Source organism: Alcanivorax sp. (assembly GCF_051117345.1).
In the GTDB taxonomy this organism is placed as follows: Bacteria; Pseudomonadota; Gammaproteobacteria; order Pseudomonadales; family Alcanivoracaceae; genus Alcanivorax.
Genome location: NZ_JBNPEC010000212.1, coordinates 1 through 23,113, shown reverse-complemented (window position 1 = coordinate 23,113; position 23,113 = coordinate 1). Strand labels below are relative to the sequence as shown.

The following is a 23,113-nucleotide window of genomic DNA, read 5'->3' as shown; positions in this document are numbered from 1 at the left end:
CGCCAAGGAGAGAACAATGAAAGTATTTGCGGGGGCCGCCGCCTTGCTGGTACTGATGCCATCGTTGACTGTAGCGGATGATGGTTTTATCGGGATCAATTATACCCAGCTGGAGCAGGATGACCGTTTCTTCCGGGGTGATCGTTTCGACACCGGTGAGGTCTTTGTTCGTTTAGGTGGACATATTAACGAGTACGTAAGTGCTGAAATGCGGCTCGGTACAACCCTGTCGGATCATTCTGAAAACAATGCGGAATATCACTTTAACTACCATGCCGGCGCGTATCTGTCTCTTGGCTATCAGCTTGGTTTGGTTCGTCCCTATGCATTGGTAGGTTTCACTGCAGGGGAAGAAGAGTTTGAAAGAGCATCCAGGTCTTCCACGAATACCATTGAGGATGTCTCCTATGGTGTAGGGGCCGATGTCATATTTAGTGAACACCTCGGTGTCAATGTGGAATATACCCAGTATTACGATATCGGGGATGTAACTTATAAAGGCCCATCAATAGGCCTGGTTCATCAGTTCTGAAGTGGGGGAAGGAAATGTCTGAGATGAATAAGGCGCCCTTGAGGTTGTTAGCAAGCTTTATGTTGGGCCTGTTGGTGCTAATGCTTACCGCCTGTGGCGGTGGTGGTAGTAGCAAGGATCTGATCCCCGGAAATGGTGGAACGCCTGGCGATGGTGACGAATCCGGTTTTTCCGTATCCGTTAGTCTGAGTGATCTTGCTGGTGGATCCATTGGCAGCGCGATGAATCCGGTTTCTGCGGATAATCCGGCAAGAGTAAGAGCACTTGTTGCGCAAAATGGGGTACCCCAGGAGGGGGTCATTGTCGAGTTCCAGGCATCACTGGGTGAACTGTCGCCAGAAGGCGGTACGGCTTTGACGAATGCCAGCGGTATCGCGACTATTGTTCTTCGCGCTGGTGACGTAGAAGGTGCCGGTCAACTGGTGGCGGGTATTCCGAACACCGACGCGCTGGGCACTGTGAACTTTGAAACCCTTGGTGACGCTACTGGCGGTGGTGGAACGGTGGACAACAGTAATGCGTTGTCCCTGGTGCTGCGTGACCAGAATGATACCGTGAACATCGCCGAAGTCAGTCGTGATCAATTGGGGCTGTTAAAAGCGTGCCTGGTGGACTCCGAAGGTGATCCGGTACCAGGTGAGGTCATCTTCTTTCAGACTTCCTTGGGTGTGATTTCTCCAGCCTCCGGCACCGCGCTGACACAGAATAATGGCTGTGCCAGCGCGAATCTCTCGGCGGGTTCTTCCGCGGGTGCCGCAACAGCCGCAGCATCCTATGGCAATCTGAACGCTACGGTGAATTTCGTTACCGATGGTTCCGGCAGTGATGTGCAGGTTGGCACCATTTCCTTTGTGCAGATGCCCACGGAGATCAATTCTTCCCAGCCCGAAAATATTACGGTTGAGGTGAGGAACTCCTCTGGAGCGACCCAGCAGAACAAGATCGTGGTTTTCTCGACCGATCTGGGCACTCTGTCGCCCTCCACCGGCAAAGTGCTGACCAATGCGTCAGGTCAGGCAACGGTGTCACTGGATATAGGCAATGATTCTGGTGCGGGTACGCTTCAGGCAACCACTGATTTTGATAACCAGACCGTGGTCGAAGAGCGGGTTTTCAATGCGGTTCAGGACGAAGTGCAATTTGGTTTCGATGATGGAGTCAGCTTCCAGCAAGGCGTGTTGGGCCTCAGCAACGATGATATTGCTGCCGGTAGCACGATTACTGTAACCGGTCATCTCCGTAATATAACCGCGGGCACAGCTTACACTGACGAAACGGAAGTGACTTTCCAGAGCGTAAATTGTGGCACGTCTCAGGTGGAGGCCAGCAAAATCGCTCGCAGCGGTGTCGTCACGGTGACCTATACTGCCGGTGCGGGTTGTGATTCAGACAGTATCCGTGCGTTTGCAACCGTGAACGGCGAGCAGCTTCAAGCCCAGTCCGGCACAATCGCCATCGAGAATGCGGCGCCGTCCTCCATCGAATATCTTGGTTCGGACCCTGCGGACGGTCAGTTGAGCATCAAAGGGTCTGCATCCGTGGGTGGCCAGGAAAGTGCGACGTTGCTATTCCTGTTGAAAGACGAGAACGGTACGCCGCTTACTTCTCCTGCGGATGTGACGTTTAGCCTCTCCACGACCATCGGCGGCATTGTGTTTGCTGGTGGTCAAACAGAAATCGTCCGCCAGAGCAACTCCCAGGGTGAGGTTAGTGTGCAGGTGAATTCCGGTACTGTGCCGACCTCCCTGGCAGTTCAGGCCACGCTGACAGCTATTCCAACCGTCACCACTAGCACAAATGCTTTATCAATAAGTGCTGGCTTGCCGGTGCAGGAAAATTTCCGGATTGCGGTTAGTTCGAAAAATCCATCCCCCGCAGGCGGCTCTTTCGTGAATACGCCATCTCAGGTTACGGCAAGTGCTGCGGACCAGTTTGGTAACCCCGTGCCTGATGGAACCAACATTCAGTTTGTGGCGGAGCTGGGTAAAATCGGGTCCAGCTGTCAGACCGTAGAGGGGACCTGCTCTGTGACCTGGAATAGCCAGGGATTGCGGGAAGAGAAATTTGATCCCCTTAAGAAGACAAGGACATGCGCCAGCGCGCAGCAGCCGGGCGAGTTTGTATCGCAGTACGGTGTTGCCCGGGGTTATTGTGGTCTGCATGATCGGTTCGGTCGCAGTACGGTGCTCGTCTATACGCCTGGAGTGGAATCGTTCATCGACACGAATGGTGATTCAATCTGGGGGACAGCGGCGGATAACAGTGATCGCGTATATGTGGATTTGCCAGATCCATTCGTGGATGCCAATGAAACCGGTTTATACGGCGTTCCGCCCAATAATGTTTTCTTCAATATTGAAAATGAGGGAAGCTACCAGCAGCGCAATGGCCAATATAACGGTATTAACGGTGATTGTGCTCAAGGTGGGGATTGCCGGATCTATGTGAGAAGACAAATTGTGATCGTGTCATCTACATCTGATGTTGAACTGTACCCCTTTACCGCTGAGGCTGACTTGACTAACGCTGAATGGGCATCAAGGTCTGCTTGGTTTAATGGTGGCACCGTTGAATCACCAAAAGAGTGGGCAGATGCATTTTATGTCAACACTCGTGCAAGTGTTGAGGCCAGTACTCCTGGCGTAACGGTTTTAGAAGATGGGAAACTCTTGAGGCCCGATGGTGTAATTGTTGAACCGAACGGTTATATTGCCGGCATTGACTACAATACTGTCGGGAGCTTCACGATTGCCCCTTTAGTGGCTGATCTGAATGGTAATGCTCCTGAAGAGGGTACGACTATTTCCGTCGATTCTGGCGACATGTTGATATCTGCAGGCGATACAGAGTGTACGATAAGGTCAACCACGGAACCCACGGACTGTGGATTTGCCTTTTCAAGAAATCCGGATGGGGTGAATAACTTGCCCCTGGTAATCACGGTGAATCCTCCAAGTGGGCCAAGCGTTACCAGGTTCGTGCCAATCAGGCGAATTGAGCCATAGCAAATGAAGCGGTCTCGTTCTCTAGGGTGAGACCGCTTTTTTTAAGATTGTAAAGGTTCAACTAAGGCTTGGAACGAGTAGTTTCGCCTCCTAAGGTCTTTTAGCGCATATTTCGATAGGAGGGCAGGCTCTGATGGGCGGAATCAGCCCAAGGTGAGGCAGTGTTGCCTTTCAGTGCACAGATCATTGAAAAGTGTTCCGCATAGATCGTCGACTTTTTTGTCGAGTTCACCATCATCAAACGGGTCGCCTGCCAGCGGTTGCCACTGCATGGCATTGAGCTGTAGCTGGATATTACGCAGCAGCATGCGGTAGGGGTCTTTCAGGTCATACATGTCCAGTATGCCTTCTGCATGGATCAGGGTGTGCATGCCCATGCTCATGGACCATTGGCCGATGCTGAAAGCCAGCGGCGCCAGGCCGTGGGTTTCCAGCTCGCCATTTTTCATGGCGTCCTTGACCACCTGCTCCACCATGCGACCGATGGGCTGGGTTGCTTCCAGCATTTGTTCACGGCGATTGGCAGACGCTGCGTGCCAGACCACTTCGGTCATCACATATTGTTCCAGCCGGAAGTGTTCCGGGTAGTGCTGGGCAAACAGGGCATAGGCCACTGCGAAGGCCAGCATCTTGTCACGGGTGCTGAGGTCGGAGTCGGCGACGCGTTGGAAGTAGTCCCGGCGAGTCGTGGTCAGCTCCGTGCAGACCGCAATAAGCAGATCCTCTTTCGAGGCAAAGTGGTGGTACAGCGTGCCGGTAGCGAAATTACAGCTTCGGGCAATGGCAGCCATCTGGATGCCGAGCAGGCCTTCGTTGCACAGTTGCTGGCGGGTGGCTTCAATAAACAGTTGTTCGCGTTCTGCCAGCGCCTGTTCGCGCCCGCTCCGTGTCTTGATCATAGTCGGTATCTGTTGTGATGCATGGAAACAGTGTGAATAGCATTGGGGAGTGGTTCAAGCGCTTTGTTACAGCGCCTCTGCCAGCTTCGCCAATACCCCGTTCAGGTGGTGCATGCCCTTGTCGGTGCAGTGCAGTCGCTGAGCGGTGACCTCCAGCAATCCGTGTTGCCGGAGTTCCCCCAGATTCTTTATCCATTGTGCCGCAGGAAGGCCGGTGTTGTCCTCTACAGTCTGTAACCGGATGCCGTCCACGAGTCGCAGGCCGTTCATCAGGGCTTCAAACAAGCGGTCGTCTTCTACCACTGGCTGGAACTGGCGGCGGGCCTGTTCCGGGTTGGCCAGATAGTCTTCCGGCTTACGGGTTTTCTGGTAGCGGTGGATGGTGCCCCGGGCGGCATCGGTGATCTTGCCGTGGGCGCCTGCGCCGATACCCAGGTAATCGCCGAATTGCCAGTAATTCAGGTTATGCCGACAGGCATGGCCGTCCAGGGAAAAGGCGGAAACCTCATAGCGCTGAAACCCCTGACTGGCCAGCAGGGCAAAGCCGGCCTCTTCGGTGTCAGCCATGCTGTCTGCTGCGGGCTGATCTGGGGGGGAGCGGTAGAAAACCGTGTTCGGCTCGATGGTAAGCTCGTACCAGCTCAGGTGTGTCGGCTGCAGCGCCATGGCCTGTTGCAGGTCCTCCAGGGCCTGCGCCCGGCTCTGGCCGGGCAAGGCATGCATGATATCCAGATTAAAGGTGGTGAAGCCGGCCTCCCGGGCCTGGCGGGCGGCATCAATGGCGGCACTGGCATCATGGATGCGGCCCAGAGCTTGAAGATGCACATTGTTGAAGCTCTGCACCCCGATAGACAGCCGGTTGATGCCAGCCTCCCGAAAGCCGGCAAAGCGGCCCGCTTCCACCGTGCCAGGGTTGGCTTCCAGGGTGATTTCAGCCTGATCGCTCAGGGATAGCCGTTGCCGGATACCCTGAAACAGTTGCTGATAAAAATCCCCGGACAGCAGACTCGGCGTGCCGCCGCCGATAAACACGGTTTCCACTGGCCGATCCCCGATCAGCGATAGATCCTGATCCAGATCCTTCAGCAATGCCTGCAGATAAGCCGCCTCTGGCAATTCACCCCGCTCATGGGAATTGAAATCGCAATAGGGGCATTTGCGCACACACCAGGGAGTGTGGATGTAGAGGGAGAGCGGTGGGTTCTTGAGGGGCATGAGGACAGCGAACAGTTAAAAGTGAACAGTGAACAGCTAAAATCCACCTGGTTCGGGTATGGTAGCAAACTGCCAGGGCGAAGGTGTGTGTCTTTTGACCTTCGCTGTTAACTATTCACTTTTAACTGTTCACTGATTTATGCATATCTGGGTAGATGCCGACGCGTGTCCGCGGCCGGTGAAAGAGGTGTTGTTTCGGGCGGCTCAGCGGGTGCAGATTCCGTGCACTCTGGTGGCCAATCAACCGGTGGCAGTGCCGCGCTCTGCGTTGATCCGTGCCATTCAGGTGGGGCAGGGCTTTGACGTGGCGGATAACGAAATTGTTCGCCGCTGTGAACCTGGAGACCTTGTCGTGACTCAGGATATCCCGCTGGCGGCAGAGGTGGTCGCCAAGGGGGCAGAGGCGGTAACACCACACGGGCATTGGCTGGACAAGGATACCGTGCGCGAACGGTTGAACATGCGCGATTTCATGGAGGAGATGCGCTCGGCCGGCATGCAGACCGGTGGCCCCAGCAGTTATTCGGGTCAGGACAAGGCGAGATTCGCCAATGCGCTGGATCGCTGGCTGGCCCGTGTTCAGAAATAGCGGATCAGGCCGACCTGGCCCCAGCTGAGGTCATCACCGCCGTCCCGGCGTACGTCTTCCCCGGCCCAGCTATGTTGCCAGCCCGCATGCAGGTCCAGTGCCGGCCGCACGTCCCAGAATACCTGCGCACCGATCTCTCTGTGGTTTGGGCCGTTGTAATCCTCACTGGCATAGCCGTCATCGTAGGTCTGGGTGAAATGCAGTTTACCGGTCCAGTCGGGGAGCAGCTCTCGTTGGGTGTGCAGGGTCAGGGCATAGAAAGCGCCAGATGCCTGCTTGCTCCAGGTGCCATCCAGTGACACGGACAGCCAGGGCTGCAGCGGCGCGGTAAACCCGGCGCCGGTTTCCACATCATCCGCACCCTGCGGGTGAAACTGCAGGTAGGTGACGTTGAGGTAGGGACTCCAGTGCTCCACATAGGGAGCGTATTCCACGAAAAGATTGTTTTCCCGGTAATCGTTGCCATTGGCCCAGGCCTGCCAGACTCCGGCGGTGAGTTCCTGACGGGTCAGATCAGCGGCAGCGGACACCAGAGGGTTGCTGTCCAGGTTGTCGCGACCTTCGGTCACATAGCGGCTTTGCCATTGAGACTCGAGCCTGCCTTCCAGACCACTGCCTTGGGCCAGTGAGACCAGTGTTGCCAGGGCGCTGGCAGCGGCAAGTTGTTGTGTTCGCATAATCGCATCCCTGCTGCACATGAAGTCCATGCTAACAAGCCGGGACGATAAACGGGTGAAGGAGGCTACAGAATATTACCGCAGGGCCTGAATCAGCTGGCCCATGGCCTTGCCTCGGTGGCTGAGCGCGTTTTTTTCTTCCGCTGGCAACTGGGCGGCGGTGCAGTTCTTTTCTCTGACAAAGAAATGCGGATCATAGCCGAAGCCCTGCTCTCCCTGTGGCTCCAGTACGATCTCGCCGTCCCAAGTGCCCTGGCAGATCAGCGGCGTGGCATCATCCTCGTGGCGCATCAGAACGATCACGGCCACATAGCGGGCATCACGGGAGACATCCGGCGCATCGGTCAGCATCTCCACCAGCAGGGCATTGTTCTTGGCGTCGGTGGCGCCGACCCCGGAAAACCGCGCCGAATACACCCCGGGGGCACCCTTCAGCGCTGCCACTTCAATCCCCGAGTCATCGGCAATGGCAGGCAGGCCGGTGTATTTGCTGGCATTGCGAGCCTTGATGATGGCGTTTTCCACAAAGGTGGTGCCGGTTTCATCTGCCTCCGGCACGGAAAATTCACTCTGGGCCACCACCTCGATATTCAGCGGTTCCAGCAGGCGCTGCATTTCGGCGAGTTTCTTGGCGTTGCCGGAGGCGAGAACGATTTTTTCCATGAAAAACTCCTGACGTCGTTAGCGGCGAGCTTCTAGCGACGAGCTGCGAGGAAAAGAGAAAAGCCGGGAACTTGGGTGCCCGGCTCTTCGTTATCTAACTGCGTAGCTCGTAGCTCGTAGCTCGTAGCTGCTTTTATACCGTCACCCGATAAATCGCAATTTCCCCGAACAGGTTGGGCCAGAGCCGGGCCAGTACGCCGCTGCGATGGCGGCGGTTGATCACCTGTCGTTCCAGGATGCGGATGTTGCTCTTACGACAGTGGGTTTCGAAATCCTGCACCGTACACAGGTGGATGTTGGGCGTGTTGTACCACTCGTAGGGCAGCGTGGAAGACACCGGCATGCGTCCTTTCAGGCCCAGGTAGGCGCGTACCCGCCAGTGACCGAAGTTGGGGAAGGTGATAATCGCTTCGCGGCCCACCCGCAGCATTTCATTGAGGATCTGGTCAGGGCGCAGCACCGCCTGCAGGGCCTGGGTCATCACCACATAATCGAAGCGATGATTCTGGAAATTGCCCAGGCCTTCGTCCAGATCCTGCTCCAGTACATTGACGCCTTTTCCGAAACACGCCGCCAGGTTGTCCTGGTTAATCTCCAGGCCGTAGCCGCGGATCTGCTTGTGCTGCTGCAGGTGGGCGAGCAGGGTGCCGTCACCACAGCCCAGGTCCAGCAGGCTGGCGTCAGCGGGGATCCAGTCACTGATCAGTTGCAGGTCATCACGCATGGTTGCCTGCCTCCACATTGTTGACGCCGTTTTCGAATTCGTTGGCGCTGTTTTCCACCTCGTTGGCGACCCTGTGCATGTAGGCGCCGAACAGCTTGGTGTATTCGGGAATATCCAGCAGGAAAGCGTCGTGGCCTTTGGGCGTATCGATTTCCGCGTAGCTCACATCGCGGCCGGCATGGACCAGGCCGTTGACGATTTCCCGGCTGCGCTCCGGCGCAAAGCGCCAATCCGAGGTGAACGACATGACCAGGAACTTGCACTCCGGCTTTGCCAGGGCGGTTTCCAGGGAATTATCGAACTCCCGGGCCGGGTCGAAATAATCCAGCGCCTTGGTCATCAGCAGGTAGGTGTTGGCGTCGAAATTGCGCGAGAACACTTCACCCTGATGGCGCAGATAGGATTCCACCTGGAACTCCACGTCGAAGCCGAAATGGAAGCGGCCGGCACGCAGATCGCGGCCGAACTTCATGCGCATGGCGTCCTCGCTCAGGTAGGTGATATGGCCGACCATGCGCGCCAGGATCAGCCCCTGACGGGGATAGGTGTCGTGCAGGTAATAACGCCCGCCGTGGAAGTTGGGATCGGTAAGGATGGACTGGCGCGCCACTTCATTGAAGGCAATGTTCTGGGCAGACAGTTTCGGTGCCGCGGCGATGACCACCGCATGGCTGAGCCGGTCCGGATAGTCGATGGACCACTGCAATGCCTGCATGCCGCCCATGCTGCCGCCGATGACTGCGGCCCAGCGGGAAATGCCCAGCACATCCGCCAGCCTGGCCTGGCTGTTCACCCAGTCCTTTACCGTCATCATGGGAAAATCCGGCCCCCAGGGCTGACCGCTTTCCGGATTGATGGACGCGGGGCCGGTGGAGCCGTGACAGCCACCCAGATTATTCAGGCTGACCACGAAAAAGCGGTTGGTATCGATCACCTTGCCGGGGCCGATACAGGCGTCCCACCAGCCGGGGCGCTTGTCGCTCTTGCTGGTATAGCCGGCGGCATGGTGATGGCCGGACAGGGCATGGCAGATCAGCACCGCATTGGAGGCGTTGCTGTTGAGGGTGCCGTAGGTCTCATAGACCAGCTCGTAGGACGTCAGGGTGCGGCCGCATTCCAGTTCGAGAGCGGTATCAAACTGGAGCGTTCTGGGCTCGACCAGACCTACAGAGTCTTCAGCAGACCATGGAGCGTCGTCGGGGATCTGTTGCGGCATGATGACTCGCTTGCAAAGGATGCCGCAAAGTCTAAAGCCCGCCCGGTGGCCGTGCAATCGACTACCGGGCGGCGAGCGCCGGAATTGGCGGCTGATTTAGGCCAGAGGAGAGAAATGCTCCTCTTCACCCTGGTTACGGATCTCGATGTGGTGGTCCAGCGCCTGGTGGACGAGATTGCGCTCATGCTTGCGATCCACATCAATGAGGATCAGGTAATTGCCGTTCTTCACTGACTGCAGGTAAGGAGACAAGTGATGGTTGGCCTGGGAAATCCCACGCAGACCGCCGGCCCAGGCACCGAAACAGGTGAAGAACAGGGCGGTGAGCAGCCACACACCGAGATGGGCGTCCACGCCCCAGGGATCGATAAAGGCGATGGCGTAACCGGCAATCAGACCGATCAACAGCCCGCGGCTGGCGCCGCTGTAACCGTTGCTCATGATGTCGGTGTCTTCCCAGGGCGTGGTGGCATTGATGCCATGGCGATCCAGTTCGCCGGCATCTCTGGCCATCACATGGATGCGATCACCACCGATACCAGCGGTGTCCAGGCGCGTGACCGCGTTGCGAACCTGCTGCAGGTTGGGGACGAGATAATAAACCCGATACATGCGTCTTGCCCTCCATCGTTATATGTTGGGTTCACGTTAAGCCTGCCACAGTGAGGGCTGGGTCAAAAAGTGATCAAGATGGGGTGAAGTATGGCAAAACAGGATCTTCTCGACCGCCTCTACGCCCAGGTGGCCAACGAGGAGGACGCTCGTACCTGCACGGACATCAGTGATGCCGCCTGTCGGGAGGTGCCCGGGAATTTTTTTCGCATTATCTGCGCCAACACCCTGACCAAGATCGGCGATCTGTTGATCAACCCGAAAACCGTGCTGGCCTGGCTGATTACTGCGGTAGGGGCGCCGTCTTACCTGGCCGCATTACTGGTGCCCATCCGTGAATCTGGTTCACTTATTCCCCAGTTGATGATCGGCGCCCTGGTGCGTCGCTACCCGGTACGCAAGGGCTTCTGGACCCTGGGGGCGGCGCTGCAGGGTGTCGCCGTGCTGGCAATGGCCGCAGCGGTCTGGTTGCTGGAGGGTATGCAGGCAGGTCTGACGATTATCGGTTTGTTGGTGCTATTCAGTATCAGTCGCGGCTTCTGCTCTGTGGCCATGAAGGATGTGCAAGGCAAGTGCATTCCCAAATCCCGCCGTGGCCGCCTAACGGGGCTGTCTGCCACGCTGTCGGGCGCCATCACGTTCGCGCTGTCACTGGTGATCTTCCGCGGTGGTGAGGACCCGTCTATGGCGTTTTATGGCGCGTTGTTGGCGTCGGCAGGGGTGGCCTGGTTAGTGGCTGCTGCCGTGTTCTTTACCGTAGACGAGTATCCGGGGGCCAGCGAAGGCGGCAATAACGCCTTCAAGGAGGCGCTGGCCAGTCTGAGCCTGCTGAAAACCGATGCCCCTTTCCGCCGTTTTGTCATTACCCGTGCCTTGCTGATGGCGTCGTCACTGGCCTCTCCGTTCCTGTTGCTGGTAGCGCAGGACCAAGCCGCTTTGCCGCTGCTGCTGGGCAGCTTAGTGCTGTCCTCCAGCCTGGCCAGTACCGTCAGCGCCACGGTCTGGGGCTATATGGCCGACACCTCCAGCCGCAACGTGATGGTGCGGGGCGGGGGGCTGGCGGCGCTGGTCTGTCTATTGGCCGGTGGGCTTGCCGCCTGGGGGCCGCAGGCTGACTGGCTTCATTGGTTGTACCCATTGGCCTTCTTTGTGCTCGCCATCGCCCATGCCGGCGTGCGTATCGGCCGCAAGACCTACATGGTGGATATGGCTGGCGGCACCAAACGCACGGACTATACGGCGGTGAGTAATACAGTGATAGGTGTTCTGCTGCTGGTGGTTGGGGGCCTGAGTGCTGCGGTGGCGACATTGGGTAACGATTGGGCTCTGCTGGTGCTGGGCTGTATGGGTGGGGTAGGGGTGTTAAGTGCATTATCTCTGAACGAGGCTTGAAGCGAAGCCGGTCGTTGTAGCCAGACCCAGGAGAAGGGTTGTTGTGATGGCGGATCTCTCAACCCTTTGTAAGCGATGTCTCAAAACTGCCTTGAGTTATTTACTTGCTAGCCGAACGCATTACTTTAATCGGCTTTGTCAAAATCAGGGGGAAATCATGAAAAAAGTAGTGGTGCTGGTATCAGCCTTGTTGGCAGCGGGGAATGTGGCAGCTGAAACACAGCAGGGTAGCTTCATGCTGGGTGGTGCGCTGGGATTTGACACCAGTAACTTCGCAGATGAAATAGAGGATGAACTCGGAGCAGGCTTCGATGCGGAAGATGATGGTTCCGCTATCGGTACTGATATCTACTTGGGTTATACCTTTGGTGGTGCTTCTTCCATCCGTATGGGCTATCGGACATTCGGTGAGCAATCCGGGGAAGTGTCCTTCGGTGGAGCTGCTTTGGGTGATTACAGCGTAGAGGTCGACGGGCTTTATTTTGCTGGTGATCTGATGCTGCCTCTATCTGACACCGCCTTTGTGGGTGGCACCCTTGGTTTGCAGAACTGGGATGGTGAGTCCACAACCCGGACTGCTATGGGTACACTAAAGGGCAAAAGCGATGGGCGGGATTTCTTCTACGGTGTACGTGGCAAGTTCCTGTTCAATGAAAAGTCAGCCGGGCTTGTTGTGGGCTATACCTTGTACAGATTCGAAGATGAGTATGGCGAGGAGCTGGAATACGACAGTTTTAGCATTGGTTTGGAAGGCTATTTCCGCTAATTAAAGGCTTGGGGCAGCCTTGACAGTAACGACGTTAACGAAATGGTAGCCTGATCAGCGACAGCCTTTCGATGGCTGTCGCTGTATTCGTTGGAAAGATATTTGTGCCGCAGGGGTGCTGGTCAGTTTAATTCGGGGGGCAGTCCGAATAAATTCTCAGTAGCCTCCAGTGTCATGTTGATGCCTTTGACCAGACACCAGCGCGCGGCCTGACTTTCAGTGTTAACGCTGGCGCCGTGGTAGGACCATGGTGTGTTCATGAAAATGGCGACTCTGCCAGGCTTGAAGGGAATCAAGGTGGCGGCTTCTTTGCGACAGGATTTCACGTGGTCAGGAGCGCGCTTTGCCATGATATTGAGACCTTCTTGTCCAGTGACTTTGGGGCCATGAAATAGACGGGTTCCCCATTCCGGCTGCGCTGTGATGTCGGGATCCAAATACAAGATCAGACTGTACAGACGATTTGGCCAGTCCATATGTGTCGGCAGGCTGCTGCCAGCAGAACGAATGTTGAGCGCGCCACTGGAGGCCCAAGGTTGAAGCTTGATCTGTGACAGCCTGCGATTGGCAAGATTCCCGAACAAACTTTGGTATAGCGATACTCTGGCGGGTGAAAACAATTCATGAAACGCAGCAGCTACCGAATCATCAAACAGGATCTGGTTGCATGCCTCCCAGAATGCCTTGCGGTGATCTGTCCACTGTTGCAAATCATCACTCTGATCCCAGATCTGAAAAGCATGCAGGCCATGCCCTGCATCGTTGAAGCGGTTCCTGTCCGGCAAGTTTCTGTAAAGCTGCTCAAGGAAATCTTCAGAAAAGGCTCCGTCAATCAACGCATGGGGAAAGGGATCGGGAATGACACAGGCTTCACGAATAACCTGTAAGAAATGGTCCCGTTCCTTTGTTAATGCTGCGTTCAAAACGTTCATGATTGCCAGTACTCATTGGCAATGGTCAGCACGCGGGCAATATCCTTTTTCGGCAAAGTGCGAACAATCTCCTGGGGGAGCTCCCACCAGCGGCTGGCCAGTAAGGCTTCTTGGGTCGGCTCGTCAAACCGATACTTGATCACACGGGCGGGCACCCCGCCAACGATGGCATAGGGTGGCACATTGTCAGTGACAATAGCGCCAGCCGCGATGCAGGCGCCATGGCCGACGCAGACACCCTGAAGCACAATGGCATTGTGTCCCACCCAGACATCACAGCCGATCACGGTGGGGTAGATGCCAGCCTGGTAGATGTCGGTGCTTGTCATCTCGCCACCCATCTCCCGCTCCAGATCCAGCATGCCGGTGGTTAACATATCCACGTTATGACTTACCGCCCCCAGTATGGACAGCGCGCTGATAGAGCTATGCCGGCCTATGATCAGATTGGTGGGCATTTGGGTACGGCACTGATAGTAAGCATTGCGACCCATCAAGAGATTGAAGGGTTTGAAGTCATCACTGATTCGGCTTTCCTTTTCAAGGAAGCAGGCTCGGTCATGGTCACCGTCGAAAGCCGACAATGTAAGTTCTTCCGGGTGTAGCCAGTCCGCATAGCTGGCAAGGGCTTTTAATCGTTGTGTTTTTTGTTCATCGGTAATCATCGGCGTTTCCATGGGGCCAGAGAAGTGATTGCGGAATGGCGTGAAAGGGAGTCCCGGCCAGTTGGTGCTGGGCAAGGGGGGAGTGAATATGCGAAAACGCAACGCGCCGGTCTTCACCTTGTGCAACGATACCTTTTCGGTGTGTCAGGGAAACATCGAACACAATGACGGTGCCTGTCCCTCCCTGGATACTCTGATAGGGCTCGTCGGCACCACTGCAAGAGCATGGGTCCGCATAGGGAATGGAGTTTTCCCATTGGTTTAGGCGAGCCGCGTGGTTGCTGAAATGTGTGCCGGGTTTCACTTCAATAGCACCGTTCTTCTCAGTCACATCAGAAACATACACCATCAATCGTAATGATAGCGTAGGGTCCCAGTGTGGATGGTGATTTCCTGGACCCAATCGGTCATGTTTGAAGGTGTCGTAACAGATGGAGGCGAAATCGTTACGGCTTTCCTGTGAGTGAAAATAACGGGCACCCAGCTGGGAAAACCAGTCAGGGAATAGGCTGCGGTGTAGCGTTGTCAGATTGTTTTCGAGTAAATCCACTTCCCTGGCGGGGAGAATCTTTTCCCCATCCATGGGCGGGGCGAGTTTGATGCCAGTCAGAGAGCCGGAAAAACACTGCTTGTGCTCGCGCAACAAGGTTTCGGACATATCAAGGTAAAGCCCCGGGAAAACAACCAATCCGTCGCGGCGAAGTGACTCGGCGGCCTGTTGCAGATCAATCATATTGGCCTAGCTCCCAATCAAGGCGGCGATTGGCGTAATCATACAAGGCGTATTCGCGGCGATAACGCTGACGGAATTTTTTCTGGTATTGCGTGTATTCAGCGAGGCCGTCATCTCTCGGGCTGACGTTATCGACGGCGACGTCTGGTGATGCCTTGTCGAGCTTCATGGCTAGCAGGTCCACTGATTCCTGAAAACGCTCGGTGAGGCCGATCCAGAGAAATCGTGTATCCAGCCACTCCTGAATATCATCTTCTGAGGCTTTCCAGAGATCGAAAGGCAATCCCAGATAATTGAACAACTGGGGTGTTGCCAGTAACTCATCGAGATGTTGGTGTAATGTGATGTCGCCGAGATCGCCAAGTCTTCGCCGGAAGTAATACCCTGAGAGTGCCATCTCAAAGGGCTCGCGCAGCATGGTGATGAACTGGCTTGAATCAGGATAGTAATCCATGGCCCCGATGGCCCAGCGATGATGGTAAAAATGGCCATGAACACAGGCTCGAATTCGTTGTGCTGTTTCGGGTGGTGGGCCGGGTTCCGGATCATCCGGGTAATGAAGGTGGAGATGTTCACCGAAAAACTGCTCAAGGCATGAAGTGAAACTGGTGCCGCCACATTTGGGAATGTGGATTGATATCAGCAGCTTTTCGGGATCATAGTTCTGCATGCCCGGCTCCTTATTGCAGGCTCAATAGTGAGGGGAGCAGGGTTGGTTGCTCAAGCCTGAGCAGTGAGTAGCCAATACCGGCTATGCCGGTGAACATGGCCGGTTGCATACTTTCCCCTCCGGGTATTGCCCAGCTCTGTTGTGATTGATAACGCCCCAGCATGCGGTTGGCAAGCTGGGAGGCCTGATCCTGCTCGCCGAGCAAAAGCCATGTCTCTATCAGGCCACAGTTACCCATGGCCAGATGATCCCATTGCATGAGTGGCCGTTCTCGCAATCGTGCTGCGGCTTTATCGGCGCAGGCTTGGGCAGAACCGGTAATCCGTTGCAGTGCCCCAAGAGCCACCAGAATGCCAGCTGAGCCGTGGGCCCATCCATCACTATCTGCAAGCGCTGTGGGTTCGGCGGAGGCCTTCCAGTTGCGTTCTTCCTCTACCCATTGAGCATCCAGAAAACGGCTGCATTCGGTGAGTACCCTTAGCGCCGGGGCGGGCCGGTCGGCGGGGGGGATCGGTTCGAGAAGTTGGCATAGCGACAATATGGGGCCGGCAATGCCGTGACCTGCACCAGTCATGAAATGTTGCCCTGAGATCGCCGGGGTTTTGCCTTTTTCTGGCCAGCCGGCAAGCAGTGATGACGATTCTATTGAGATGAACTGTTCGAGTAGGGAGTCCAGATAAGCCTGATGCTGTGGCAGGGGCAGGCAGGGCGTCATGGCCGCAATTGCTCCGGCGAGACCACTAATCCAGTCGGCGGATTGGCCAGAGGGAGTGAATGTGTTTTCAATTAGCGACGTGCAGAGTTTTTTGTGGTCGGGGCGCAGGCTATCCAGCTCGGCGAGTGTGATTGCATGGTGGAGCGCGAAGAGGAGGGAGGGGCGTCCAACCAGACCTCCATGTCGGTTATCCAGCTCTTCGTTCCAATGTTCGCCCTTAGCAAGCAGGCCACGAAATATGTTTTCACTTGCCTGCTGAAATCGGGGTGCCTGGGTGCGTTGTGCCAATGCGGCAAAAAACAACCCCATGCCTGCCTGGCCGTCATACAGGCTGGCTTCCAGTGCCCGCACAGTACTGGGGTGACGCGCCCCAAGAGACTGGGCCGCAATCCAGGTGGGCATTTTCCCGTGGGCTTCTGGCCGCTTTATCGCCATGTTCAGCAGGGCGTCCCCGATGCGGGTGGCGACGTGTAAAGGGTTGAGCGGGCTGCCTGGCCCGGCCACTCCTTTTGCTGCTTGTGGCGTTGGTTTTACCTCAAAGTCTTCACGCGTGGTAAAGAGACAGGACTTGATAAGGCTGCTTTGTAAGGCGATATCAGTGTCTGATATTTGTGAAAACCGTTCACGGATTTCGTCGAGTCCAGAGCGCGCAAAGAGTTCAATGGATTGGCCATCCCGGGTCTGCCAATGGGTCTGGTTTGCGGCTACGACGAAGTGGGGAATGTCGCCATTCTGAAGCGATGCTTTCTCTTCAGCAAGAAATGGCCAGACATGAGGACGAGAGTTATGACTCAGAAATGTTGCCGCCAGGCATTCCTGTTCGATCTCTGCGTCCAGCAGTGTCAGCGCATGACGGGGGTGGCGAACAGTCTGTTCAAGCGTGGCGTACAGCGTTGTGTCCCTGACCAGAAATCGAACTTCGCAGCCGTTCATCAGGGTTGCCAGTGTGTGTTCCCATTGCGGTCTGGCGGCAAGACGTCGGGCAGGTTCAACAAGGCTGCAGAAGCCTTCCAGGATGGCCGCCTCATAATCGGAGGCGGGTGGTAATGATGTTTTTTTGTTAGCGGTATCAACACTGATCCACTCTGTCTGTAGCGCCATGCGGTCCGTGTTGATATGCACCCAGCAGTGGGTTTTCAGGTCGGTCAGATATTTCTTGCCGGCTGAAATTCCGCTGATTTGAATGGCGGTGCCATCACCGTATGACAACCAGCGAGGTAGAAGCCCCGAGCGGAGTACGGTGGCATCTTCTGCCCGGGTAGTGGTTGAGGCCAGCATAGACGCTGAGCTTGATGATCCGGTGCTCAACGGGATCGGGGAAGCCAGCATTTCTGCGTCAATAATGACCGGGCCATCCGTTGAGGGCATGACATTTTCGTCATGAAGGTCGGTTCCCGCAAACATCCAGGCAGCAAAAATGATTTTTCCAGCCTGGGCATAGTAGCGGTCGGGGTCGGCGGTTTGTCCGGTGATTTCTGTTACCCAGCCATGGTCGTGGCGGCTGATGACCGGCGGAACAATGGCGGTCAGGCTGGCATCCAGTTCCCCGCACAGCTCTGCGATACGACTTTCCAGCACCATCCCCCGGGGCTTGTAGTACAGCGTGATGCCTCCTGAAAAGACGGTTTTTGTCACGCTTTGGCCATTGTGGTGCCGGTCTGACAAGCCGGTGCTGACGGTTTCAACCCGAGCGCTGGTTGGCACGCCAAAATGATGGGCAAGTGCCTGTCTGTCATCGTCCAGGTGCCGGGAAAGCCGTATCTGGTTGTTGAGCCACTGCTCCAGCGTCAGGCTGGCAAGTCGTGTTGCGTAGGCGTATTTCAGCAGGAAGGGCTGAATATCCCCGTTTGCAAGGTTGTTGAGAAAGTCCTGATACAGCGCAGTGCCCTGGGGATTGGAGGGGGCCTGTTTAAGACGGAAAAGTGAAAACTCATGTTCCAGACACCGGGAGAGGTTGGCTGACAGTCGCTGCAGTAGATCCCGGCATAAACAGTCTTTTGCCTGATCTGAAAACTGCGTGTCCCATCTGGGACACGCAGAAATAAGTTCTTTTCTCTGGCTTTCAATGATGGGAAGAAAAAGGGATTCAAACGGTACTGGATCATTGCTGTCCAGATAGCTGAATGCTTGCGTGTTCGATGTACTTTTCTGGACTGTCTTGGCAATGCGCCACGCGGTATTGGTCCACTCTGGCAAAGGGACGTCGCTGCGCAAGGTTCCAGGGCGCAATCGGTCTAACAGTACTTCGTTGGAAAGCTTAATGTTGTCCCATAACAGACGCTTGTGAAGGTTGCCGGCAGAAAACCGATCGAGGATTCCCTGCCAGTGCTTTAATCGACGTTCGGCTACACGGGTTGCCCCATCGCCCATGTCGGGTTGCAGGTAGTCACCGCAGAGGTGTTCCGCCAGGGTAAGGGTTCGGGCGGACACTATGCGCTGGAAGGCTTCAGCTCGCATCGTTGATGTGGCTCGTGGGGGAGGGTTTTTGCACGCTTTCCCGGAGTTGCCGATACAAGGCCGATTCGTTCAACAACAGTTCATGAGTACCTTGCGCGACCACCCTTCCTTGTTCCAGTAGTACGATCATGTCTGCGTTGAGAATGCTGTCCAGCCGATGGGAAATCACGAAACGCGTTTCGCCTTTCTGGCGGTGCTGAAATTTTCTGACAATGGCATTTTCATTCAGGCGATCAAGTTGTGACGTGGCCTCGTCGAAAACCAGTATGGGTTTGTTGCTGAGCCAGGCACGGGCAAGGGCGATGCGTTGACGTTCGCCGCCAGAAAGGAGTGATCCTGCTTCGCCACAGGGTGTGGATAGCCCCGCCTCATGTTGTGCGATAACGCTGCCAAGTTGGCTGGCTTGTATGGCTTCCTGTATGTCGTCGTCAGTGCAGCCAGGGGCGGCAAAGCGAATGTTGTATTCCAGGGAGTCGTTGAAGATCCCTGTGCGTTGTGAAACATACAGGGTCTGTTGCATTCTTGATGAAGCACTTACCTGAATTCCGTCATAACAAATATTGCCGGTGGCGGGATGGATCAGGCCTGCGAGTACCTTCATCAATACGGATTTCCCGGCGCCACTCTGGCCGATGATGGCAATGGTGCTCCCTGTCGTGATATTTAGAGAGATGTCGCTGAGTATGGCTTCGCCTTCATCCCCGAAGACGCTAACGTTTTCAATGGACAGTGTGGTCTGTGGCGAAAAACTGGATTCGTCGGATGGGATGATTTCAAGATCTAGTTCTTCCAGACTCTGGATGTCGGCTTTAGCCTGAATAAATGCGGTGTACAAAAGACCAACGGCTTGTAGCGGTGCGAAAACCTGCAGCATGTACATGTTGACCATTACCAAATCTGCCACGCTGGCCTGCCCGTTCTTCATGTCCCTGATGGTAAGGAAAAGCATGAGGCCCAGCCCGCAATAGACGATCAACGACTGGATCATTTTGCTGGTGGAGAGATGCTGCTGCTGCTGGTGCCAATGCCGATGCAGAAGATGCTGCCTGTCCAAGAGCCTTTTGCTTTCGCTATCGGCGTTATCAAACTGCTGCACAATTTCATGATTTGCCAAGCTGTCCCCCAACATGGCATGCACATTGTTGTCTGCTTGGATGCGCTCTGCGTAAAGCCGTTTTTGTTTTTTTGCCATGTGAATGGTAAAGCGCACATAGAGGGCAAGCGTGCAGACCAGAATGGCCGCGAATGCAGGACCCAAAGCCCAACCCAGTACAGCGGCGGTGATCAGGCAATAAATGGCATTGGGGAGAAGATTGAACAGGCCAACGCTGCTCAGGGATTCCAGGCTCCAGGCTGCCCGTGTCAGCATCTGGGTCAGTTTTGGTGATGGATGCCGCGAGTGGAAACCATTGGTTTTGGCGTGTAGCGCAGACAATGCCCGAGCAAGAAAGGTGCGTTGTGTCTGCTGTATCAATGGGAGAAAGAGTATCTGTCGAATCTCATCGGTGAGGATGACGGACAATGAGGCCAGAACGTAGCCTGCCAGAAGCCAGAAAGCGATATCAGGGCCGACCGGTGTTTCAAACTGGGTAACCAGCGCGGCAAACAGTAAAGGAATGCACGCCTGAAGCACGCGAGATGAGGCCAGCAAGACCAGGGTTGATACCGAGGCAATGGCGTGGCGGTACAGGGTTTCCCTGATCAAACGATAAGCAAGCATAGCCCGGCAAAGTTATAAATAAAAAGGCACCCGGAAAGGGTGCCTGACTACCATTAGCGTGGGCTAATCAGCAGGTGATGTTACGTGACTGGTTGATGCAGATGGCTTCTTCGCTGCCCATGGTGGGCTTGAAAACGGTTTCCAGCAGCTTGCTGTTCACGGTTTGCTCTGCTTGCTGGTCGATGGCTTCTGCGGCAACCAGTTCGGCTTCGATTTCGTCTTTGAATTCAATCATTGTCGTTCCCTTACATAGCGAATTTTTGTCGAGTACAAAAATGCTGAAATGTGACTGGGGTCAGATTTCAGCAGAGAACCTAATAGATAGCATTGGCCATGTGTCGAAGCAATACCTTAAATGGGTGATGGCAAGCCATCGATCGGTTATTGCTTGGTAAACAACAGATCCCAAACGCCGTGCCCCAATTGCTCACCACGACGCTCGAACTTCGTTTCTGGCCGCCATGAAGGGCGTTCAGAAAATTGCCCGGGGCCTGCCAGATTGGTGAAGCCCTCGGCGCCGTTCATCACTTCCATCATGTATTCGGAGTAGTTTTCCCAGTCAGTGGCCATGTGCAGCACGCCGCCGGGTTGCAGCTTGCGGTGCACCAGGGCCACCCAGGCGGGCTGAACGATGCGGCGTTTGTGGTGCTTTTTCTTGTGCCAGGGGTCGGGGAAGTAGAGTTGCACCCGGGCCAGGCTGTTATCCGGGATGCACAGCTCCAGAATCTCCACCGCGTCATCGCAATAGCTGCGCAGGTTGCTCAGGCCGCGCTGCTGGATTTCCATCAGCAGGGCCCCCACACCCGGGCGATGCACTTCGATGCCGATAAAATCCTTTTCTGGATCGGCCTGCGCCATATCCGCCAAGGAGTGGCCCATGCCGTAGCCGATTTCCAGCACCCGTGGGGCGTCGCGACCGAAGACCGCTTGCGGGTCCAGCACCCCGTCGGCCCGCTCCAGGCCAAATTGCGGCCAGAGGCTATCCAGCGCATTACGCTGTCCGGCGGTAAGGCGGCCCTCGCGCAACACAAAGCTGCGCACCTTGCGCATGACCTTGCCGGTTTCCGGGTCTTTATCCTGTTTGATGAAGTCGAGCATGGGGTTGCCAGGTGAGTTGAGCGGGGGGCGATTGTAGCAAAAACCGTGGGCGGGGGGAGTTCACGTCATCTTGATGGCTGACGGGCGATTATCACCCTGCAAGTCATGGTATTGAAAACCCATTCCCCCTGGCGCCGACTCTCCCCCAAGAGCGGCGCCATTTTTTTATCGACTGATGCCGTCCAGCGGCGACGAGGCTGACGCGTAGGCCTTGCGGGGCATGCGCCCTGCCAGGAAGGCCTCACGCCCGGCTTCAATAGCTTTCTTCATGGCGGAGGCCATCAGTACCGGCTTCTGTGCATGGGCCACGGCAGAGTTGAGCAGCACGCCGTGGCAGCCCATTTCCATGGCCAGGGCGGCGTCGGAGGCCGTGCCGACACCGGCATCCACGATGATGGGCACGTTCGCCTCTTCCAGGATCAGGCGGATACTATGCGGGTTGAGAATGCCCAGGCCGGACCCGATCAGTGAGCCCAGCGGCATTACCGCCACACAGCCCATGTCTTCCAGTTCCTTGGCGACAATCGGATCGTCGTTGGTATAGACCATCACCTTGAAGCCGTCATCGATCAGCTCCCGGGCTGCTCGCACGGTGTGGGAAATGTTCGGATACAGGGTTTTCTGGTCACCCAGTACTTCCAGTTTCACCAGATCATGGCCGTCCAGCAGTTCTCGCGCCAGCTTGCAGCAGCGCACCGCATCCTCGGCAGAGAAACAGCCGGCGGTGTTGGGCAGGATGGTGTATTTGTCCGGGTTGATGAAATCCAGCAGGTTGGGTTCGTCCGCGTTCTGGCCGATGTTGGTACGGCGAATGGCCACGGTGACGATCTCGGCGCCACTGGTTTCAATGGCGTCACGGGTTTCGTCGAAATCCTTGTACTTGCCGGTGCCGATCAGCAGTCGGGAGGAATAGGTTTTACCGGCAATAGTGAGCAGGTCGGACATGGGGCCTCGCCTCGGTTCAGGTTACTGCGTAATGAATAGGGTCCGGGTGGTGTCAGCCACCGCCGATGGCATGGACGATTTCCACCACATCGCCATCGTTCAGGGTGAAATCGTCATGCTGACTTTTCGGGACGATGTCCCGGTTCACTTCCACCGCCAGGCGGCGGCCGGCAAGATTCAGCTGAGTCACCAGATCCGCGATGGTGGTGCCATCAAGAGTCAGGGTATCGCCGTTGACGGTAAGCTTCATGATAGAGATCAAACTGCCTTGAACAGGGACCAGGCCAGCATCAGCCAGCCAATGATCAGTGCGGTGCCGCCCAGCGGGGTAATGGCGCCGAGCCATTTTTGACCGCTGAGCACCAGTACATACAGGCTACCACTGAAAACCAGGGTGCCGGCAAACAGCACCCAACCGGCGGTGACCATGCCGCTGGCGCCAAACGTCTTGGCCAGCAGCCCACACAGCAGCATCGCCAGGGCATGGTAGAAGTGGTATTCGCTGGCGGTGGACCACACGGCAAGCATGGATTCATCCACGCGGGATTTCAGGCCATGGGCGCCGAAGGCGCCGAGGATAACGGCCAGTGCGCCGTTCAGGGCGCCGAGTAGGAGCAGAATTTTCATGGACGGTATGTTACCCGCTTGCAGGCATGCACGCAGCCCGTAACCGGTGGAAAATCAAAAGCCCCTCGGAAGAGGGGCCTTGCTTGCTGTCTGCGTTACGCGGCGATGGCGTTGCGCAGCTTTTTGATGGCGTTGTTTTCCAGTTGGCGGATACGCTCGGCGGACACGCCGTACTCGTTCGCCAGGTCCTGCAGGGTGGACTTCTGGTCGGCTAGCCAGCGGCGCTCGAGGATGTCGCGGCTGCGTTCGTCCAGCGCCATC

24 protein-coding genes are annotated in these 23,113 nt (G+C 56.1%); 5 read left to right on the top strand and 19 right to left on the bottom strand.

Annotation, left to right across the window (positions count from 1 at the left end; translation table 11 throughout):
• The first annotated feature begins 16 nt into the window (after window positions 1-16).
• Both ACFE0K_RS13615 and ACFE0K_RS13610 read left to right on the top strand, forming a co-directional pair.
• Window positions 17-532: an outer membrane beta-barrel protein gene (locus tag ACFE0K_RS13615; protein WP_434536575.1), complete on the top strand. Its 516-nt coding sequence runs from the start codon at window positions 17-19 to the stop codon at window positions 530-532.
• Window positions 533-555: 23 nt separating this feature from the next.
• Window positions 556-3,537 (top strand): Ig-like domain-containing protein, encoded by a 2,982-nt coding sequence (locus ACFE0K_RS13610; RefSeq protein WP_434536574.1) that lies wholly within the window; start codon window positions 556-558, stop codon window positions 3,535-3,537.
• A 143-nt stretch (window positions 3,538-3,680) separates the two neighbouring features.
• Here ACFE0K_RS13610 and ACFE0K_RS13605 read toward each other — a convergent pair whose 3' ends face one another.
• Together ACFE0K_RS13605 and hemW are read right to left on the bottom strand one after the other, a co-directional pair.
• The gene (locus ACFE0K_RS13605) at window positions 3,681-4,436 is read right to left on the bottom strand and encodes a TetR/AcrR family transcriptional regulator (RefSeq protein ID WP_434536573.1); all 756 of its coding nucleotides are present in this window, start codon (window positions 4,434-4,436) and stop codon (window positions 3,681-3,683) included.
• A 66-nt stretch (window positions 4,437-4,502) separates the two neighbouring features.
• Window positions 4,503-5,651, bottom strand: a complete 1,149-nt coding sequence (gene hemW, locus ACFE0K_RS13600) for a radical SAM family heme chaperone HemW (protein ID WP_434536572.1) — start codon at window positions 5,649-5,651, stop codon at window positions 4,503-4,505.
• Between the two features lie 139 nt (window positions 5,652-5,790).
• Here hemW and ACFE0K_RS13595 point away from each other — a divergent pair, with 139 nt between their 5' ends.
• Window positions 5,791-6,240: a YaiI/YqxD family protein gene (locus ACFE0K_RS13595; RefSeq protein ID WP_434536571.1), complete on the top strand. Its 450-nt coding sequence runs from the start codon at window positions 5,791-5,793 to the stop codon at window positions 6,238-6,240.
• Here ACFE0K_RS13595 and ACFE0K_RS13590 read toward each other — a convergent pair.
• The 5 genes from ACFE0K_RS13590 to ACFE0K_RS13570 form a co-directional block, all read right to left on the bottom strand.
• On the bottom strand, window positions 6,231-6,917 hold the full coding sequence (locus ACFE0K_RS13590) for a hypothetical protein (protein WP_434536570.1): 687 nt from the start codon (window positions 6,915-6,917) through the stop codon (window positions 6,231-6,233). The two genes, ACFE0K_RS13595 and ACFE0K_RS13590, sit on opposite strands and share 10 nt — an antisense overlap.
• A 75-nt stretch (window positions 6,918-6,992) precedes the next feature.
• Window positions 6,993-7,580 (bottom strand): RdgB/HAM1 family non-canonical purine NTP pyrophosphatase, encoded by a 588-nt coding sequence (rdgB, locus tag ACFE0K_RS13585; RefSeq protein ID WP_434536569.1) that lies wholly within the window; start codon window positions 7,578-7,580, stop codon window positions 6,993-6,995.
• Between the two features lie 133 nt (window positions 7,581-7,713).
• Window positions 7,714-8,304, bottom strand: coding sequence for a methionine biosynthesis protein MetW (metW, locus tag ACFE0K_RS13580; protein WP_434536568.1), 591 nt, complete (start codon window positions 8,302-8,304; stop codon window positions 7,714-7,716).
• A complete protein-coding gene (gene metX, locus ACFE0K_RS13575; RefSeq protein WP_434536567.1) occupies window positions 8,297-9,520 on the bottom strand; it encodes a homoserine O-succinyltransferase MetX in 1,224 nt (407 codons plus the stop codon). The genes metW and metX overlap by 8 nt, the downstream gene beginning before the upstream one ends.
• Window positions 9,521-9,616: 96 nt before the next feature.
• Complete coding sequence (locus ACFE0K_RS13570; RefSeq protein WP_434536566.1) at window positions 9,617-10,132, bottom strand: hypothetical protein; 516 nt, start codon at window positions 10,130-10,132, stop codon at window positions 9,617-9,619.
• Between the two features lie 90 nt (window positions 10,133-10,222).
• On the opposite strand from ACFE0K_RS13570, the gene ACFE0K_RS13565 reads away from it, so the two are divergent.
• Together ACFE0K_RS13565 and ACFE0K_RS13560 are read left to right on the top strand one after the other, a co-directional pair.
• On the top strand, window positions 10,223-11,524 hold the full coding sequence (locus tag ACFE0K_RS13565) for an MFS transporter (protein ID WP_434536565.1): 1,302 nt from the start codon (window positions 10,223-10,225) through the stop codon (window positions 11,522-11,524).
• 157 nt (window positions 11,525-11,681) lie between these two features.
• Complete coding sequence (locus ACFE0K_RS13560; RefSeq protein ID WP_434536563.1) at window positions 11,682-12,290, top strand: outer membrane beta-barrel protein; 609 nt, start codon at window positions 11,682-11,684, stop codon at window positions 12,288-12,290.
• Between the two features lie 122 nt (window positions 12,291-12,412).
• Here the strand turns inward: ACFE0K_RS13560 and ACFE0K_RS13555 are convergent, their stop codons facing one another.
• The 12 genes from ACFE0K_RS13555 to ACFE0K_RS13500 all read right to left on the bottom strand — a co-directional run.
• On the bottom strand, window positions 12,413-13,222 hold the full coding sequence (locus tag ACFE0K_RS13555; protein WP_434536562.1) for a hypothetical protein: 810 nt from the start codon (window positions 13,220-13,222) through the stop codon (window positions 12,413-12,415).
• Window positions 13,219-13,887 carry a CatB-related O-acetyltransferase gene (locus ACFE0K_RS13550; protein WP_434536561.1) on the bottom strand — a complete coding sequence of 223 codons (669 nt, stop codon included), beginning with the start codon at window positions 13,885-13,887 and terminating at the stop codon, window positions 13,219-13,221. Before ACFE0K_RS13550 ends, ACFE0K_RS13555 begins: the two co-directional genes overlap by 4 nt.
• Window positions 13,874-14,620, bottom strand: a complete 747-nt coding sequence (locus tag ACFE0K_RS13545; protein ID WP_434536560.1) for a phytanoyl-CoA dioxygenase family protein — start codon at window positions 14,618-14,620, stop codon at window positions 13,874-13,876. Before ACFE0K_RS13545 ends, ACFE0K_RS13550 begins: the two co-directional genes overlap by 14 nt.
• Window positions 14,613-15,290 (bottom strand): hypothetical protein, encoded by a 678-nt coding sequence (locus ACFE0K_RS13540; RefSeq protein WP_434536559.1) that lies wholly within the window; start codon window positions 15,288-15,290, stop codon window positions 14,613-14,615. Before ACFE0K_RS13540 ends, ACFE0K_RS13545 begins: the two co-directional genes overlap by 8 nt.
• A gap of 10 nt (window positions 15,291-15,300) precedes the next feature.
• Entirely contained in the window at window positions 15,301-18,462 is a 3,162-nt protein-coding gene (lanM, locus tag ACFE0K_RS13535) for a type 2 lanthipeptide synthetase LanM (protein WP_434536558.1), read from the bottom strand.
• Window positions 18,452-20,182 carry an ATP-binding cassette domain-containing protein gene (locus ACFE0K_RS13530; protein ID WP_434536557.1) on the bottom strand — a complete coding sequence of 577 codons (1,731 nt, stop codon included), beginning with the start codon at window positions 20,180-20,182 and terminating at the stop codon, window positions 18,452-18,454. The genes lanM and ACFE0K_RS13530 overlap by 11 nt, the downstream gene beginning before the upstream one ends.
• A gap of 67 nt (window positions 20,183-20,249) precedes the next feature.
• Window positions 20,250-20,417: a hypothetical protein gene (locus tag ACFE0K_RS13525; RefSeq protein WP_434536556.1), complete on the bottom strand. Its 168-nt coding sequence runs from the start codon at window positions 20,415-20,417 to the stop codon at window positions 20,250-20,252.
• A 146-nt stretch (window positions 20,418-20,563) separates the two neighbouring features.
• Complete coding sequence (gene trmB / locus ACFE0K_RS13520) at window positions 20,564-21,280, bottom strand: tRNA (guanosine(46)-N7)-methyltransferase TrmB (protein ID WP_434536555.1); 717 nt, start codon at window positions 21,278-21,280, stop codon at window positions 20,564-20,566.
• A 165-nt stretch (window positions 21,281-21,445) separates the two neighbouring features.
• A complete protein-coding gene (locus ACFE0K_RS13515; protein ID WP_434536554.1) occupies window positions 21,446-22,225 on the bottom strand; it encodes a thiazole synthase in 780 nt (259 codons plus the stop codon).
• 52 nt (window positions 22,226-22,277) lie between these two features.
• On the bottom strand, window positions 22,278-22,475 hold the full coding sequence (gene thiS, locus ACFE0K_RS13510) for a sulfur carrier protein ThiS (protein WP_035248621.1): 198 nt from the start codon (window positions 22,473-22,475) through the stop codon (window positions 22,278-22,280).
• Window positions 22,476-22,483: 8 nt separating this feature from the next.
• Window positions 22,484-22,852 carry a DUF423 domain-containing protein gene (locus tag ACFE0K_RS13505; protein WP_434536553.1) on the bottom strand — a complete coding sequence of 123 codons (369 nt, stop codon included), beginning with the start codon at window positions 22,850-22,852 and terminating at the stop codon, window positions 22,484-22,486.
• A gap of 95 nt (window positions 22,853-22,947) precedes the next feature.
• On the bottom strand, window positions 22,948-23,113 hold a 166-nt coding region (locus ACFE0K_RS13500), incomplete at its 5' end, for a sigma factor-like helix-turn-helix DNA-binding protein (RefSeq protein WP_434536592.1).